Origin of the sequence: Microtetraspora sp. AC03309 (genome assembly GCF_020826795.1) — a bacterium.
Taxonomy (GTDB): Bacteria; Actinomycetota; Actinomycetes; order Streptosporangiales; family Streptosporangiaceae; genus Microtetraspora; species Microtetraspora glauca.
Map to the genome: position 1 here is coordinate 23,870 of NZ_JADDIL010000054.1, position 15,996 is coordinate 39,865.

The 15,996-nt window shown below is 71.9% G+C and carries 13 protein-coding genes; 3 read left to right on the forward strand and 10 right to left on the reverse strand.

The features are described 5' to 3' along the window. Positions 1 to 27: 27 nt before the first annotated feature. The 5 genes from IMZ11_RS27830 to mraZ all read right to left on the reverse strand — a co-directional run bounded on the left by IMZ11_RS27830 (position 28) and on the right by mraZ (position 6,708). A complete protein-coding gene (locus IMZ11_RS27830; protein WP_228645398.1) occupies positions 28 to 1,599 on the reverse strand; it encodes a UDP-N-acetylmuramoyl-L-alanyl-D-glutamate--2,6-diaminopimelate ligase in 1,572 nt (523 codons plus the stop codon). A 40-nt stretch (positions 1,600 to 1,639) separates the two neighbouring features. After that, positions 1,640 to 3,481, reverse strand: a complete 1,842-nt coding sequence (locus IMZ11_RS27835) for a penicillin-binding protein 2 (RefSeq protein WP_228645369.1) — start codon at positions 3,479 to 3,481, stop codon at positions 1,640 to 1,642. 503 nt (positions 3,482 to 3,984) lie between these two features. Continuing rightward, positions 3,985 to 5,046 (reverse strand): hypothetical protein, encoded by a 1,062-nt coding sequence (locus IMZ11_RS27840; protein WP_228645370.1) that lies wholly within the window; start codon positions 5,044 to 5,046, stop codon positions 3,985 to 3,987. Further along, positions 5,043 to 6,023, reverse strand: coding sequence for a 16S rRNA (cytosine(1402)-N(4))-methyltransferase RsmH (gene rsmH / locus IMZ11_RS27845; protein WP_228645371.1), 981 nt, complete (start codon positions 6,021 to 6,023; stop codon positions 5,043 to 5,045). The genes IMZ11_RS27840 and rsmH overlap by 4 nt, the downstream gene beginning before the upstream one ends. A gap of 253 nt (positions 6,024 to 6,276) precedes the next feature. Next, positions 6,277 to 6,708: a division/cell wall cluster transcriptional repressor MraZ gene (mraZ, locus tag IMZ11_RS27850; protein ID WP_061256860.1), complete on the reverse strand. Its 432-nt coding sequence runs from the start codon at positions 6,706 to 6,708 to the stop codon at positions 6,277 to 6,279. Positions 6,709 to 7,177: 469 nt separating this feature from the next. Here mraZ and IMZ11_RS27855 point away from each other — a divergent pair, with 469 nt between their 5' ends. From IMZ11_RS27855 to IMZ11_RS27865, 3 genes are all read left to right on the forward strand, one after another. Continuing rightward, positions 7,178 to 8,161: a MoxR family ATPase gene (locus IMZ11_RS27855; protein WP_228645372.1), complete on the forward strand. Its 984-nt coding sequence runs from the start codon at positions 7,178 to 7,180 to the stop codon at positions 8,159 to 8,161. A 76-nt stretch (positions 8,162 to 8,237) separates the two neighbouring features. Next, positions 8,238 to 9,464 (forward strand): DUF58 domain-containing protein, encoded by a 1,227-nt coding sequence (locus tag IMZ11_RS27860; RefSeq protein ID WP_228645373.1) that lies wholly within the window; start codon positions 8,238 to 8,240, stop codon positions 9,462 to 9,464. Between the two features lie 346 nt (positions 9,465 to 9,810). After that, a complete protein-coding gene (locus tag IMZ11_RS27865) occupies positions 9,811 to 12,225 on the forward strand; it encodes a DUF3488 and transglutaminase-like domain-containing protein (protein ID WP_228645374.1) in 2,415 nt (804 codons plus the stop codon). Between the two features lie 170 nt (positions 12,226 to 12,395). On the opposite strand, the gene IMZ11_RS27870 is transcribed toward IMZ11_RS27865, so the two are convergent. The 5 genes from IMZ11_RS27870 to efp form a co-directional block, all read right to left on the reverse strand. Then, positions 12,396 to 12,773 carry a DUF3040 domain-containing protein gene (locus IMZ11_RS27870; protein ID WP_061256760.1) on the reverse strand — a complete coding sequence of 126 codons (378 nt, stop codon included), beginning with the start codon at positions 12,771 to 12,773 and terminating at the stop codon, positions 12,396 to 12,398. A 147-nt stretch (positions 12,774 to 12,920) separates the two neighbouring features. Continuing rightward, the gene (locus IMZ11_RS27875; protein ID WP_228645399.1) at positions 12,921 to 14,138 is read right to left on the reverse strand and encodes a DNA polymerase IV; all 1,218 of its coding nucleotides are present in this window, start codon (positions 14,136 to 14,138) and stop codon (positions 12,921 to 12,923) included. A gap of 42 nt (positions 14,139 to 14,180) precedes the next feature. After that, positions 14,181 to 14,900: a methyltransferase domain-containing protein gene (locus tag IMZ11_RS27880; protein ID WP_374462854.1), complete on the reverse strand. Its 720-nt coding sequence runs from the start codon at positions 14,898 to 14,900 to the stop codon at positions 14,181 to 14,183. A 113-nt stretch (positions 14,901 to 15,013) separates the two neighbouring features. Next, positions 15,014 to 15,424 (reverse strand): transcription antitermination factor NusB, encoded by a 411-nt coding sequence (nusB, locus tag IMZ11_RS27885; RefSeq protein WP_061256754.1) that lies wholly within the window; start codon positions 15,422 to 15,424, stop codon positions 15,014 to 15,016. 1 nt (position 15,425) lies between these two features. Continuing rightward, positions 15,426 to 15,986, reverse strand: a complete 561-nt coding sequence (gene efp, locus IMZ11_RS27890; RefSeq protein WP_061256752.1) for an elongation factor P — start codon at positions 15,984 to 15,986, stop codon at positions 15,426 to 15,428. Positions 15,987 to 15,996 lie beyond the last annotated feature (10 nt).

Below are 15,996 nucleotides of genomic sequence, written 5' to 3' on the forward strand. Positions count from 1 at the left end.
CGTTTGATCGGTCGACTCCGCCTCGCCTCACGCACGCTGCGGCGGCGCGTCCCGCCCCGCGTCGTGCCCGGCTCGGCTTCCTCTCCTGGAGATGGCCTCGGCGACCACCTCACGATCGTCGAAGGGGATGACCTTCCCCTCGACGTACTGCCCCTGCTCGTGGCCCTTGCCTGCCACGACCACCACGTCTCCCGCTCCCGCCCCCGCGATGGCCAGGTCGATCGCGGCGGCCCGGTCGGGCTCCACGATCACGTGCGCTCGTTCGCCCTGAGGCACCCTGAGCGCTCCCTCCATCATCGCGGCCAGGATCGCGAGCGGATCCTCGCTCCTGGGGTTGTCGCTGGTGAGAATCGCGACATCGGCCAGCCTCGCGGCGGCCTCTCCCATGATCGGGCGCTTGCCGCGGTCGCGGTCGCCACCACAGCCCAGCACGACGACGAGACGACCCTGGGTCACCTCGCGCAGCGAGCCGAGGACCGACTCTACGGCACCGGGCTTGTGAGCGTAGTCCACGATCGCCTGGAAGCCCACCGAGCCGGGAACGCGCTCCATCCGGCCGGGAACGCCGGTGAACGCGCCGATGCCGTCCACCGCCGTCTGCAGGCCGACGCCCGCCTCGACCAGTGCGACGATCACGCCGAGGGAGTTGGCCACGTTGAACGGGCCGGGCAGGGCCACCGAGGCGTCGGCTTCGACTCCCCCGGGACCGACCACACGGAAGGTGCTGCCGTCGGCGCCCAGCCGCACGTCCTCGGCCCGCCAGTCGGCCTCGGCGGCTCCCTTGGCGGAGAACGTCGTCGTCGGAACCTTGGCCCGGCCGAGGAGCTCGCGGCCGTACGGGTCGTCGATGTTGACCACGCCGACGCGGGACAGCTCGGGGGTGAACAGCCGGACCTTGGTGGAGAAGTAGTCCTCCAGGTCGCTGTGGAAGTCCAGGTGGTCCTGCGACAGGTTCGTGAATATCGCGACATCGTAGAAGATGCCGTCCACGCGCCCGAGCGCGAGAGCGTGGCTGGACACCTCCATGGCGGCGGCGGACACGCTCTGCTCCCGCATCAGCGCGAACAGCCCGTGCAGGTCGCTGGCCTCGGGGGTGGTGAGCTCCGGCGTGAACCGCAGGTCGCCCGCGCGGATCTCCACGCCGCCGACCAGGCCGGTACGGTGACCGGCCGCCCGCAGGCCCGCCTCCAGCAGAAACGTGGAGGTCGACTTGCCGCTGGTGCCGGTGACGCCGATGACCATGACGTCACGGGCTGGCCGGCCGTACACCCACGCGGAGACCTGCCCGAGCAGGGCCCGCGGGTCGGGCACGACGAGCACCGGCAGGCCGGTGGCCGCGGCGGCGGCACGGCCCTCCTCGTCGGTGAGGATCGCCACCGCCCCCGCCGCCATGGCCTCGCGGGAGAACGCGGCGCCGTGGGCGTTCTTGCCCGGGAGCGCGACGTACAGGTCGCCCCGCCGGATACGGCGGGAGTCGATGCCGATGCCGGTGACGGCGCCGCGGGGCGCCTTCGAGCCGGGTGAGGGCACCACGGAGGACGTGCCGAGAACGGCCGCCAGGCCGGAGAGCGGGCGGGCCGGCACGGCCTCGGGACGCATGGAGAACGGGGGACGCACGGCGAGAGCGTACCTTCCCTGGTCACTCTCCGGCGCGAAGGACGACCTTGGGCGCCTTCGTGCCGGTCGGCGGGATCTTCTTGGTCTTCAAGGCGAAGCTCATGACCTCCTTGAACACGGGCGCGGCCACCATGCCGCCGTAATGGCCCTTCTTCGGGTCCTGGATGACGGCCAGCGCCACCAGGCGCGGCGCGTCCGCCGGGGTGAAGCCGACGAACGTAGCCGTATAACCGCAGTACCCGCCGCACTTCTGGTCGTACCGCATGGCCGTGCCGGTCTTTCCCGCCACACGATATCCGGGGATCGCCGCCTCCGCTCCGGTGCCGTCGTTGCCCACGGCGGCTTCGAGCATCCCGGAGATCTGGCGGGCGGTCGTCTCGCTGATCACCCTCGTCTGCTTGGCGGTCGGCGCCGGAACCAGGTGCCCGTTGCCGTCGGTGGTCCCCGCGACGAGCGAGGGCGTCACCCGCACGCCGCCGTTGGCGATCGTCTGGTAGACGCTGGCCATCTGCAGCGCGGTGACCGAGACGCCCTGGCCGTACGCGACGGTACAGCGCTGGCTGCCGGACCAGGACTGCCACGCGGGCAGCAGGCCGGCCTCCTCTCCGGGCAGTCCGGAGCCGCTGGTCGAGCCGAACCCGAACGCGCGGATCGTGTCGTAGAGCCGCTGGTCGCTCAGCCGGCGCGCCGCCATGATCGTGCCGACGTTGCTGGACTCCGCGATGACCCCGGTGAACGTGAGCCGCTCGGGCGCGTGCGGGTGGGCGTCCTTGAGCGTCCGGTCCGCGCACTGGATCTGGTCGGGCACCCGGAAGACGGTGTTCGGGGTGACCCCGCCGTGCTCGATCGCCGCGGCGGCGGTGATCACCTTGTTGGTGCTCCCCGGCTCGAAGACCTCCGACACCGCCCGGTTGCCCCGGTCCGCCTCGGACACCGTGTCCCAGTGGTTCAGGTCCACTCCCGGCGAGTTCGCCATCGCGAGGATCTGGCCGGTCTTGATGTCCATCACGATCACGCTGCCGCTGAGCGCCTTGCTCTCCTGGACCTGGCGGTCGATCGCCTGCTCGGCCGCCCACTGGACGTCCCGGTCGATCGTCAGGCGCACGTCACGGCCCGCCACCGGCTCCTTGCGGGTGCTGCGCGTCATCGGGATGCGCTCGCCGTTCCGGCCGATCTCGATGCTCTGCTGGCCGTCCTGCCCGGCGAGGATCTTGTCGTACGTGCGCTCCAGCCCTTCGAGGCCGTGCCCGTCGAAGCCGACGAAGCCGAGCAGCCCGCCGGCGAGCCTGCCTCCGGGGTACTGGCGGCGGTAGGTCGGCTTGGAGCCGACGCCCTTGAGCCTGAGACTCATGATCTTCTTGGCGCGCAGCGGCTCGACGTCCCGGTCGAGGGGGATGTACCGCTGGTCGGTCTTCGCGAGCGCGGCGGCGACCTTCTCCTTGGGCAGGTTCAGCTCCCTGGCCAGGGTGGCGCCGACGAGGTCCCGCTTCTTCGGGTCCACGTCGTACGGGTCCACGTAGATCTCGGCCGCGTCCATGGTGAGGGCCAGCTCGTTGCCGTTCACGTCCGTGATCGAGCCGCGCTTGGCCGGCAGCGTCTCCGGCTGGACCCGCTGCTGGGCCGCCTTCGCCTGCAGCGCCTTCGAGTCCAGCCCCTGGAGCTGGACGAGGCGCCCCGCGAACAGGGACAGCACGAACGCCATGGCGATCAGCCCGGCGTGCAGGCGCCGCTCGGGGTTGCCCAGGCGCAGTACGGCGGGCGGCCGGGGTTGCGGGGTCCTGGGCGGCTGGTTCCTCGGCTGCCGGCTCCGGGGCGGCTCGTCGCCCGGAGGCCGGCCGGGCGGGCGGAGGCCGCGCGAGCGCATGGTCTCCTGCCGGTCGTCCCCCCTCGGGGCGCGTGGCCCTCCGGAACGCGGCTCACCGCCCTGCCCGCCGGGCGCGGAGCGCGGCTTGCCGTTCTGCCCGCCGGGCGCGGGGCGCGGCTTACCGTTCTGCCCGCCGGGCGCGGGACGCGGCTTACCGTTCTGCCCGCCCGGCGTCGCGGAGCGCGGTTCACCGCCCTGCCCGGCGGCCTTGTCGGGGTCCTCACCCGTACGGCGCGGCCCGCCGGGACGTGAGTCCCTTGGAGGGCCTCCGGAGGCGCCGGACCGGCCGCCCCCGGGGCCGGACCGTCCACCGGCACCGGGGGCGGGCCTGCCGGACCCGGAGGTGCTCCTGCCACCGCCGGAACCCTGCGGACCACGCCTGCCCGAGCCGCTGCCGCCAGGACCCTGGCCGCCGCGCCCGCCCGTACCGCCCCCCGGGCCCTGACCGCCGCGGCCACCGGAGCCGCCGCGGCCGGGCCCCGGGTTCCGGCCGCCGCCTTCCCTCACCGAGCCGTGCCCTCCGCCTGACGCTCACCCTCACTGCTGATCCGGGCCCCGGGCTCGGGGTCGGTACGGACGAAGTTCGGGGAGGATCCGTTGGGGCCCACCCCGGAGCCGCCGCGAGCCTGCTCGTCGAGCGCGTTGGGCTGGGTCAGCGTGCGGACCTGGTTGTCGAGCTGATCCGCCTGCTGGCGCAGCCGCTCGGTGCCCGACCGCAGGTCGCTCAGCTCGAACGAGTCCTGCGCGAGCACGGTGTTCAGCAGCAGCAGGCTGACGAGGCCGCCGCAGAGCAGGCCGACGACGAGCAGGACGAACGGCGCGCGCGGCGGCCGCCTTCCGCCCCGCGCGGCGGCCGCCGCGGTCTTCGGGACGGCACCGCGCCGCACCGGACGCCGCCTTCCCCTGACGACGACCGGCTCGGCGGTGACCGTCGTGGAAAGCTCGGCGTCCGCGGGGACCGTGCCGGCTGCGGGCGCCTCGGTGGTCGTCGTGGCCCTCGGCGCACGCCCGGAAGGAGGTGCGGCAGGACGCGCGGACGGGCTAGCGGTGGGACGGGCGGACGCGCGTGCGGACGCGCTCGCGGTGGGGGCGGACGCGCGTGCGGTGGGGGCGGACGCGCGTGCGGACGTGCGGGCGGACGCGGGCTGCGCCGCCGCGCCCTTCGCCGCGCTCCGGCCCTTCGCGGCGCTCGCGCTCCTCGAAGCACTCGCATTCTTCGAAGCACCGGCGCTCTTCGAAGCGGCAGCGCCCCTCGAAGCGCCGTCACCCTTGGAGGCGCCGGCGCTCTTCGCGGCGCTCGCTCCCCTGGCACCGCCGGTGGCCTTCGCGGCATCGGTGGCGGTGGCGCCACGGCCGCCCGGCCGCACCGGCGGGTCGGCCGGAGGAACGGCGCGCGCCGCCGAGGCGGGCCTGCGGGTCCCGCTCGCGGGCGGGTCCACGGCCTCCCCTCCGCGGATCTGCCGCCCGTCGCGCCCGTTCTGCGCGCGGCCGGCGGCGTTCGCCGCCGTGCGCCCCCTGGCGGGAACACGTCGCGCCGACTGCCGGTTCTCCTGCTCTGTCCTCATCCCTGGCGGATCCTCTCTGCCGCCCGCAACCGGGCCGACGCCGCCCGCGGGTTGCGGGCCACCTCGTCTTCGTCCGGGAGCTCCGCTCCCCTCGTCAGAAGGCGGAACCGGGGCTGGTGAGCCTCTAGCGGGACGGGCAGCCCGGGTGGGCTGGTGTCCCTGGTTCGCGCCGCGAGGACCTGCTTGGTGAGCCGATCCTCCAAGGAGTGGTAGGCGAGCACGACCACGCGCCCGCCCAGCGCGAGCGCGTCGAGGGCGGCGGGCAGTGCCCGCTCGAGAGCGGTGAGCTCCTCGTTCACCTCGATGCGCAAGGCCTGGAAAGTCCTTTTCGCGGGGTTGCCCCCAGTACGCCGGGTCGCGGCGGGGATCGCCGCCCTGACCAGCTCGGCGAGCTGCTTGGTGGAGGTGATCGGCCGCTTGGACCGTTCCTTGACGATCAGGCTCGCCACGCGCGAGGCGAAGCGTTCCTCGCCGTAGTCGCGCAGGATGCGGGCCAGGTCCGCCGCGGAGTAGGTGTTGACGACCAGCTCCGCGGTGAGCTCCTGGTCCCGGTCCATCCTCATGTCGAGGGGGGCGTCGTAGGAGTACGCGAAGCCACGCTCCGCCTCGTCGAGTTGCGGTGAGGAGACGCCGAGGTCGAACAGGACGCCGTCGACTTTGGGCCGTCCGATGCGGTCCAGGACGTCGGCCAGCTCGTCGGAGACCGCGCGCACGATGGTGGTGCGCTCCGCGTAGGGCGCGAGGCGCGCGGTGGACCGCTCGATGGCGGTCGGGTCGCGGTCGATGCCGACGAGGTGGAGGGAGGGGTGGGCGGCGAGCAGTGCCTGCGCGTGTCCGCCCAGGCCGAGGTTCGCGTCGACGACCACTGGATCCGGCCCGGACAACGCCGGCGCCAACAGATCCAGAACGCGATCGAGCATGACCGGAACGTGACCGGACGTCTGCTCGGAGAACTCCGACAACGCTGTAACCCCCATAAAAGCTGCCGCTGCAAAGCTCGCGGATGTGCGGCTGCCGTCGGTGATCTTCTTCTGGATCCCCCACCCAAAGGACCGGTTCCGGCGGGGAACCGACCCGCCCGGCCAGGTCCCCATCCGCGTCGCCTTCCGCGGAACCTGACACCGGGGAAGGTGCATCAGGTGCCGCCGGGAGCGGGTGGAGACCTCGCCGAACGTCACCGACGGGTCTTTCCTGGTCTCACGCGTCGGCGAAAGACCAGCTGTCACGAATTCACAGGACTCCGGGCAACACCTCCTCGGAAAGATCGGAGAACGCCTGCTCCTGATCCGCCAGGTAGGCCTCCCAGGCCGCGGCGTCCCAGATCTCCAGGCGGGTGTTGGCTCCGATGACGGCGCAGTCACGTTCCAGGCCGGCGTATTGCCGCAGGCTCGGGGGAATCGTGATCCGTCCCTGCTTGTCCGGCGTCTCGTCGGACGCGCTCGCGAAGAAGACCCGGCTGTAGTCCCGGACCGCCTTGGCGGTCACCGGCGCGGTGCGCAGAGCCTCGGTGATGCGCTGGAACTCCTCTACGGGGAAGACGTAGAGGCAGCGCTCCTGGCCCTTGGTGATCACAAGACCCTCCGCCAGCTCCTCGCGATACTTCGCCGGCAGGAACAGCCGTCCTTTGTCGTCCAGACGCGGTTGGTGGGTGCCGAGGAACACCGGCTCCACCTCCCGTGCCTTGCGGAGCGCTCAGCGCTTTCGCCCCTGCCCTCCACTGCGCACCACCATACTCCACTTCTCCCCACCGTCAACTGATTCCGGCCCTCCAAGCGCCGTATTTCCTTCGCATTTCCGCAGGTCAATTGAGGTGGTGCGGAGTGGGGCGCCCCGGAGCGCCGAGCCCCTCTCGTGGGCGTGTCGGAACGGGCCTCCGGGCGCCCGCAAGCCCGGCGCGGGCGGGCTTTCCTCGTACGGCCGCCGCCGGGTGGAGGAAAGTGGAGCAGTTATGTCACGGGATTCGGACGGGCACGCGACCTCAACGAGAAACGAACTCATAACACTATGGGCAGTTCAACCGGATTTCTGGACAAAGTCGCCCGCGAACCTGAGGCGTCATAAGGTCGGTACGCAGAATGGATAAGGAACGCCAAACGCCCCATTCAGGGGGGCACTTCCTCATGGAGGCCAGGTGGCAGTAACTTCCGACGTCGCCCCCGACGCTGGCAACCGGCTGGACGACCTGGTCGACGTCGCGCATCGGATCCGCCGGGCGATCGAATCGGTGGTCGAGGGCAAGTCCGACGTTGTCCGTCTCACTCTCACCGTTCTCCTCGCGGAGGGCCACCTGCTCATTGAGGACGTGCCGGGAGTCGGTAAGACGATGCTGGCGAAGGCGCTGGCACGATCCATTGACTGCCCCGTCAGGCGCGTGCAGTTCACCCCCGATCTGCTGCCGAGCGACATCACCGGTGTCAGCGCGTACAACCAGCAGACCCGGGAGTTCGAATTCAAGCCCGGGCCGATCTTCGCCAACATCGTGGTCGGCGATGAGATCAACCGCGCCTCCCCCAAGACGCAGTCCGCGCTGCTGGAGTGCATGGAAGAGCATCAGGTCACGGTGGACGGCGTCACCTATGAGCTCGAGTCGCCCTTCATGGTGATCGCGACGCAGAACCCGATCGAGATGGAGGGCACCTATCCGCTCCCCGAGGCGCAACGGGACCGCTTCACCGCGAAGATCGCGATGGGCTACCCCGAGCCGACGGCCGAGCTGGAGATGCTCGACGTGCACGGCGCCTCCCAGCCTCTCGGCAAGCTGGAGCCGGTGGCCACGACCGCCGAGGTGCACGCGCTCATCGAGGCGGTCCGCGCGGTCTACGTCTCCCAGGCGGTGAAGAAATACGCCGTCGACCTGGTCACCGCGACCCGGCGCTCCCCGGACCTGCGCCTGGGCGCCTCTCCGCGCGCCACCCTTCACCTGGTGCGCGGTGCCAGAGCGCACGCGGCGCTCGCCGGTCGGGACTACGTGATCCCGGACGACCTGCAGGAGCTGGCGGTGCCCGTGCTCGCGCACCGGCTGCTGCCCAGCCTCGAGGCGCAGGGACAGCGCCGCCATCCGGAGCAGGTTCTGGCCGAGCTGGTACGCCGCGTCCCCGTGCCGGACACGAACTGACGTCCTTCCCGGGCCGGAGGCTTCGGGCCCCCGCCCCGGGAGAGTTCAAGGCCCCGGGAGAGTTCAAGGAGATTCGATGACCGGGCTCAAGGCGCTGACCTCGCGCGGCAGGTCCTTCCTCGCGTCCGGGGTCGCGGCGCTGCTGTGCGCCCTCGTCCTCGGCGAGCACGACCTGCTGCGCATCGCCGTGATGATCATCGCGATGCCGCTCCTGGCCGCGATGGTCGTGGCCAGGACCCGCTACCGGCTGACCTGTGCCAGGCGCCTGGACCCCGCCCGCGTCGAGGCGGGCACCGACAGCACGGTGACCCTCCGGCTGGAGAACGTGACCCGGCTGCCGACCGGGCTGCTGCTCGTCGAGGACAACCTCCAGTACGCGCTGGGGACGCGGCCCCGGTTCGTCCTCGACCGGGTGGAGTCGCGCGGCGTCCGGGAGGTCGACTACAAGGTCCACTCCGACCTGCGGGGGCGCTATCCCATCGGCCCCCTGTCGGTCCGCATCACCGACCCGTTCGGGATGGTCGAGCTCACCCGGTCGTTCACCATCACCGACACGCTGGTGGTCGTCCCCGAGGTGGTCCCACTCCCCCACGTGCGCCTCTCCGGCGAGTGGAGCGGTGGGGGCGACAGCCGTACCCGGTCGGTGGCGGCGGCCGGCGACGACGACGTGGCGCCGCGCGAGTACCGCCGGGGCGACGACCTGCGGCGGGTGCACTGGAGGTCGACCGCCCGGCGCGGCGAACTGATGGTGCGGCGTGAAGAGCAGCAGTGGCAGAGCAGGGGCGCGCTCCTGCTGGACACCCGGAGGCACGCGCACCGGGGCGACGGGCCGCGTTCGTCGTTCGAGGTGGCGGTCTCCGCCGCCGCGTCGATCGGCGTGCACCTGGCCCACGAGGGCCTCGGCCTGCGCCTGGTCACCGACCAGGGCCCGCAGCACCTCGCCGAGGGCGGTGTGTCGTGGTCGTTGCTCGACACCCTCTCGGTCGTACGGCAGAGCTCGGCGCGCTCGCTCGAACACGGTGTGGCGGCACTGCGCCAGGGCGGCGGGGACGGGCTGATCGTGGCGGTCCTCGGGGCGATCGACGTCGAGGAGGCTCAGGCGCTGGCCCGGCTGCGGCACACCGGGGTGACCGGGGTCGCGGTCCTGCTCGACGTGACGAGCTGGGACTCCGCCCCTGACGAGTCGTTCGAGGCGGCGCAGGATGTGCTGACGGGCGGCGGGTGGCGGGTGCTGCGGCTTCCCTCCGGCACGTCCCTCGCCACCGTCTGGCCCGAGGCGGCGTACAAGAGGAGCGCGGCGTGACGGAGCGAACCCGACGCAGGGAGCGAAGTGGATCGCGAGGAACGAGCGGCCCGCGAAGCGAGCGAGGAGCGGTGAGCGACCGATGAAACGGAGCGAACCCGACGCAGGGAGCGAAGTGGATCGCGAGGAACGAGCGGCCCGCGAAGCGAGCGAGGAGCGGTGAGCGACCGATGAAACGGAGCGAACCCGACGCAGGGAGCGAAGTGGATCGCGAGGAACGAGCGGCCCGCGAAGCGAGCGAGGAGCGGTGAGCGACCGATGAAACGGAGCGAACCCGACGCAGGGAGCGAAGTGGATCGCGAGGAACGAGCGGCCCGCGCGGCGAGCGAGGAACGGTGAGCGGGCGATGAGGCTGCCGATCGCGGCGGGGCTGGCCACCGGCTCGGTCGCCCTGACGCTCTATTCGCTGTTCGACGGCGGCGCCTGGTTCTGGGCCGGTGTGGGCACGCTCCTGGTGACGACGACCGCGGCGACTCTGGCGTCGCGGTTCGCCGTACCGAGGTGGGCGGTGCCGCCCGTGCTCCTGCTCCTGGTGGGGGTGTACCTGTCGGCCACGTTCGCCAAGCAGGAGACGTGGGCCTGGGTGGTCCCGACCAAGGCGTCGGTGCTCCGGCTGGGCGAGCTGTTCGCCGAGGGGTTCGCCGACATCCAGCGGTTCGCCGCGCCTGTGCCCACCGAACCCGGCATCACCCTGCTGACGGCGAGCGGGATCGGCCTGATCGCCGTCCTCGTCGACCTGTTCGCGGTACGGCTGCGCCGCGCGGCGCTGGCGGGGCTGCCGTTGCTGGGCCTGTTCACGGTCCCCGCGGCCGTGCTGACCGAGCCCGTCGCCTGGCCCGCGTTCGTGATCGCCGCGATCGGTTATGTCGGGCTGCTGGTGGCGGACAGCCGCGAGCGGCTCAGCCACTGGGGCCGGGCGGTCCTGGTGCGGCGGTCGCGGACGGCTGGGGCGGACAAGGCGGACTCCGGCCGGCTGGCTCTGTCGGGCAAGCGGATCGGCGCGACCGCGATCACTCTCGCGATCGTCGTGCCCGCCCTGATCCCCGCGCTGAGCCCGGACCCGCTGTTCGGCTTCGGCGTGGGCAACGGCTCGGGGCGTGGCGGCAGCAGCATTGGCATCCCCGACGCCATCGCCAAGCTCAGCGGCCAGCTGGCCCAGCAGGAGAACGCGACGGTGCTGACGTACACCAGCGCCGACGATCAGCCGCGCTACCTGCGGATCTATTCGCTCGACGTCTTCGACGGACTGAAGTGGACGGTGAGCCCGCTGCGCGGGCGTCCGGAGGACCGGGTGTCCGAGGGGCCGCTTCCCCCGCCGCCCGGCCTGGGGCCCGGTGTGGCGACGAACCGGGTGGAGAGCCGGATCAGCGTGAGCGACGACATCGACTCGCTGCTGTTCCTTCCCCTGCCCTATCCGGCGATCCAGGTCGACGCCGATGGCGACTGGCGTGCCGACCAGGCGTCCCGGATGGTGTTCTCCACCAAGGACGAGGCCGCGGGGCTGGACTACCGGGTGGTGGTGACCGAGCCGAAGCCGACGCACGCCCAGCTGGAGGTGATGGGGACGCAGCCGCCCGACGCCCGCTTCGTGGCGCTTCCGGAGCAGCTGGATCCCAAGATCAAGGCCATGGCGGAGCGGGTGACCTCCGAGGGCGGCACGCAGTACGAGAAGGCGGTCCTGCTGCAGGAGTGGTTCACCAAGAGCGGCGGATTCACCTACAGCCTGCGGACCAAGGGGTCGGGCGGCGACGCGCTGTCGCGGTTCATCCTCTCCGGCCGTGCGGGCTACTGCGAGCAGTTCGCCAGCGCGATGGCCGTGATGGCCCGGATGATCGGCATCCCCGCCCGGGTGTCAATCGGCTACACGGGCGGCACGAAGGTCGGTGACTCCTGGTCGGTGCGCACGCATGACGCGCACGCCTGGCCGGAGCTGTACTTCGAGGGCGCGGGCTGGCTGCGCTTCGAGCCGACGCCGGCCGGCGGCGCGGGTCAGGGCACGGCCCGTGTGCCCGACTACTCGCTGCCGCTCGCGCCCGAGGCCACGCCGTCGGCGGATCCGTCCACGGGCCCGTCGTCGGAGGACGACGACACCACCGGCGGCGGCGCCCCGGTCCGCCGCAACCCCCGGGACTTCGACCGCGATCTCGGCGCCCTCCCCGTCACCGTGGACCCCGGTCTGCCGGTGTCCGCCAAGGTCGGGATGGGAATGGCGGCGGTCCTGCTGCTGGCGCTCGTGCCGGCGGTGGCGCGGTCGCTGGTACGCCGCCGGAGGCGGACGCTGATCCGGCGCGGCGCGGCGGGACCGGTGCCCACGGCGCCCCGGGGAGAGCACTCGGCCGCGACGGCCGGGGCGTCGACCGCGATCAGGGCGGCCTGGGCCGAGCTGTGCGACACGCTCACCGATCTCGGCATGGCGCGGGAGCCGAGCGAGAGCCCGCGCGCGCTCGCCAGGAGGCTGGCCGAGATGTACGAGTTCGACGCGGAGACGGGGGCCGCGGTCACGAGCATCGCGACGGCGGAGGAGCGGATGCGTTACGCTCCGTCGCTGCCGGCCACCGGGCCAGGGACCGACGAGCTTCGGCGGGTGCGGCGGGCGCTGACGGCCACGATGTCGAGGAAGAGGCGGGTCGGGGCGGTGCTCGCTCCCAGATCGACCCTGCTGCGGTTGCGGGCGGCCGGCACGGGGGTTCTGGACGTCTTCGACCGGCTGGAGGGCGTCCGGCTCTGGCCGTTGTCACGGAGCGGGGCCGGCACGCGGTAGGGCACGCGCTGCGGTAGGGCACACAGTAGGCACACAGTAGGCACACAGTAGGCACGCGGTAGGCCATGCGGTAAGGGAAGCCGTCGGGCACCGCGCCCCGGGATCAGGGGCGGCTCACTCCGGGTGAGCCGCCTCGGCGGGCTCCGGGCCGACCGCTGTCGAGGGTGTGCTCACCGCTCGTCGGTGCGGCGGCGCCAGCGCTCCTCCATGCGGTCCATGAACCCCCTCCGCTGCTGGCGCCTGCCCCGCGCCTGGGCGGGCGGGCTCTCGCCGCCGAAGCCGTTCATGCGCTTCCAGCTGGACAGGCCCCACAGGCAGGTCGCCAGCATGACCACGAACCCGGCGACGCCGATGATCGGATTCGCGATGACGCCGACCATCAGCAGGACGACACCGAGTGCGAAGCCAATGGAGGCCTTCACCAGGCGGCGCTTGTAGTGGCTGCGTGGATCACTGATCCGAACGGCGTTGGCCCACTTCGGGTCCTCGGCATAGAGGGCCTGCTCGATCTGGTCGAGCAAGCGCTGCTCGTGCTCAGACAGCGGCACGGCGCCTCCCAAGGACGGCCCCATTTCGGGGAAGACGGCAACGGACGACACGGGGTGTCCGGACCTCGCGGTCGGTTATCCCCAGAATACGAGGCTGTAGACGTAGACGAAAGAAAACGTCCAACGTGGTCCAAACCGGAGGTGACGTCATAGATCCATTGGACCAAACGGACGCTGAACGAGAGAGGCCAGGCGGACCGCATCGGGACCGAAGCGCCGGATGGCCTTGTCCATCGCCTGTTCCGCCTCCCGCCAGCCCGTCTCCCGCTCGCCGAGGCTGAGTTGACGGGTGGCCGTACCGGCCGGGCGGAGGTTCTCCACCCGCACTCCGACCAGCCTGAGCCGGACCCGATCCAGCCCGGCGGCCTCGAAGAGCTCGCATGATGTGGTGAATATCTCCTTGGCGACGTCGGTCGCCTCTCGCAGTGTGCGCGACCTGGTGATCGTGGTGAAGTCGGAACGGCGGAGCTTGACGCTGACCGTCCGGCCGACGTGACCGCTCGCCCTGAGCCGGGCGGCGACCCGCTCGGACAGCCGCAGCAGCTCGCGCTTGATCGCCTCGGGGTCGTCGACGTCGAAGGGGAACGTCTCCTCGTTGCCGATGCTCTTGTCGGGGGTGTGCGGCACGACCGGGCGCTCGTCCCGACCCCAGGCGAGCGCGGCCAGGTGGGCGCCCGCGGCGCCGAACTCGCGCTGGAGGGTGGAGACGGGCACCTGGGCGAGGTCGCCCACGGTCCGGATGCCGAGCCGGACCAGGGCCTGCTCCGTGCGCTCTCCAACGCCCCACAGCGCGGCGACGGGCAGCGGGTGGAGGAAGTCCACCACGCCGTCGGCCGCGATGACCAACAGCCCGTCGGGCTTGCACTGGCGGGAGGCGAGCTTGGCCACGAACTTGGTGCTCGCGACGCCGACCGAGCAGGTGATGCCGTATCTCTCGGCGACCTGCTCGCGGATCATCGCGGCGATGGCCGCGGGGCGGCCGAGCCGGCGCCGGGCTCCGCCGACGTCGAGGAACGCCTCGTCCGAGGCGATCGGCTCCACCTCGGGGGTGATCGACCGGAAGATCTCCATGACGCCCCTGGAGACCTCGGCGTACTTCCCGTGGCTGGGCGGGATGATCGTCGCCCGGGGGCAGAGCCGCATGGCCCGCGTCATCGGCATCGCCGAGTGCACCCCGAACCGCCTGGCCTCGTAGGTGGCGCTGAGCACCACCCCGCGGGCCCCGGCGGCGCCGACGATGACCGGCAGGCCGCGCAGCTCGGGCCGGTCGAGGAGCTCGACGCTGGCGAAGAACGCGTCCATGTCCACGTGCAGGATCGGACAGCCGCTGTCGTCGGCCAGCCCGCCGCCGCCTTGGGGGAGCATCTGCTTCCGGGACACGTTCGCGATCCTATCCGAACATCCGTTCTATCGATAGGCGATGACGTGCACCTGCGTGGCGATGTCGCGTAGCACGGGATGGGCCGCGGCCACCTGCTCCAGCTCGATGAGCGCAGCGGGATCGCCTTCGGCGAGCCTGCTGGGCACCAGGTCGGCGAAGACCCGGACGCCGTGCACCTCGCCGACGGTGAACCCCGCCTTGGCCAGGAGGCCCGTCACGGCCTCCCTGGTGAACCTGCGGGGCGTCGGGTCGCGGTCGCCCCAGCGCCCGGCCGAGTCGGCGAGCACCTGGCGCGCCTCGCCGAAGTTCCCGGACAGGGCGCGGTGGATGGCCGTGGCGACCGGGTTGGCGGCCAGCACACTGACCACGCCGCCCCGGCGCAGGATGCCCGCCGCGGCGGTGAGGGCGGCGGCGGGGTCCTCGACGTACTCCAGGACGCTGTGACAGAGCACCAGATCGACGCTGTCGGGCTCCAGGAGGTCGCCGAGGTCTCCGGTGTCCCCCTGCAGGCCCTTGACGCTCACGCCCGTCTCAGCGGCCCGGCGCTCCAGTGCGGCCAGCGAGTCCGGTGTCGGATCGACCACGGTCACGGCGTGCCCGAGCCGGGCCAGTGGCACCGCGAACCCGCCCGTGCCACCCCCCGCGTCCACGATGTCCAGCGACCCGCGTCCCGTGGCGGCCATCCGGTCCGCCAGGACCGCGCGCAGCGCCTCCCAGACGACGGTCTGCCGCGTGGCGTCACGCACTTTCGCCCCTCCCTCGTACGGCTCCCGCCAGCCTAACGGCACTGCCGGGCACCCCCGGGCGGTGCGGCCGGACTGCCGGGAACGGCCCGGAAGCGGAGACCGCACGCGGGCGGTCAGAGCGAAAGCGACGGCTTGAGCTGCTTGAAGCGAGCGAGGAGGCCGTTGACGAAATGCGGCGACTCGTCCGTGGACAGCTCCGCGGCGAGATGGACCCACTCGCTGATGACGACGCCCTCGGGGACCTCGGCCGACCAGAGCATCTCGTAGGTGCCGCCGCGCAGGATGTTGCGGTCGACGGCGGGCATGCGCTCCAGCGTCCAGCCCTCGGCGTACGTCGCGAGGAGCTCGTCGATGCGGGTCAGATGCCTCGCCACACCTTCGACGAGGGTGGACGTGTACTCGTTGACGGGCGGCTCCGCGCGCTCGACACGCTCGGCCAGGACGTTCAGCGGGCTCTCGTCGCGCGCCTCCGCCTCGAAGAGGATGTCGAGCGCGCGCCGGCGGGCTTTGCCGCGAGCCGACACGTCAGGCCCGACCGAGGTATTCGCCGCTGCGGGTGTCGACCTTGACCTTCTCGCCGGTCGTGATGAAGAGCGGGACCTTGATCTCGGCGCCGGTCTCCAGCTTGGCGGGCTTGGTGCCGCCGGTGGAGCGGTCGCCCTGGAGGCCGGGCTCGGTCTCGGCGATGGTCAGCTCGACGGCCGCCGGCAGGTCGACGTAGAGCACGTTGCCCTCGTTGATCGCGACCGTGGCCAGCATGTTCTCCAGCAGGTAGTTGGCGGCGTCGCCCACGGCCGCACGCGAGACGTTCAGCATGTCGTAGGTCTCGGTGTCCATGAAGACGTAGTCGTCGCCGTCGAGGTACGAGTACTGCATCTCGCGCTTGTCGACGTTGGCCACCTCGACCTTGACGCCCGCGTTGAAGGTCTTGTCCACGACCTTGCCGGACATGATGTTCTTCAGCTTGGTGCGGACGAACGCGCCGCCCTTGCCGGGCTTGACGTGCTGGAACTCCACGACGGTCCAGAGTTCACCGCCGTCGAGCTTGAGCACCAGTCCGTTCTTCAGGTCGTTCGTCGTCGCCACGTGGTTCTCC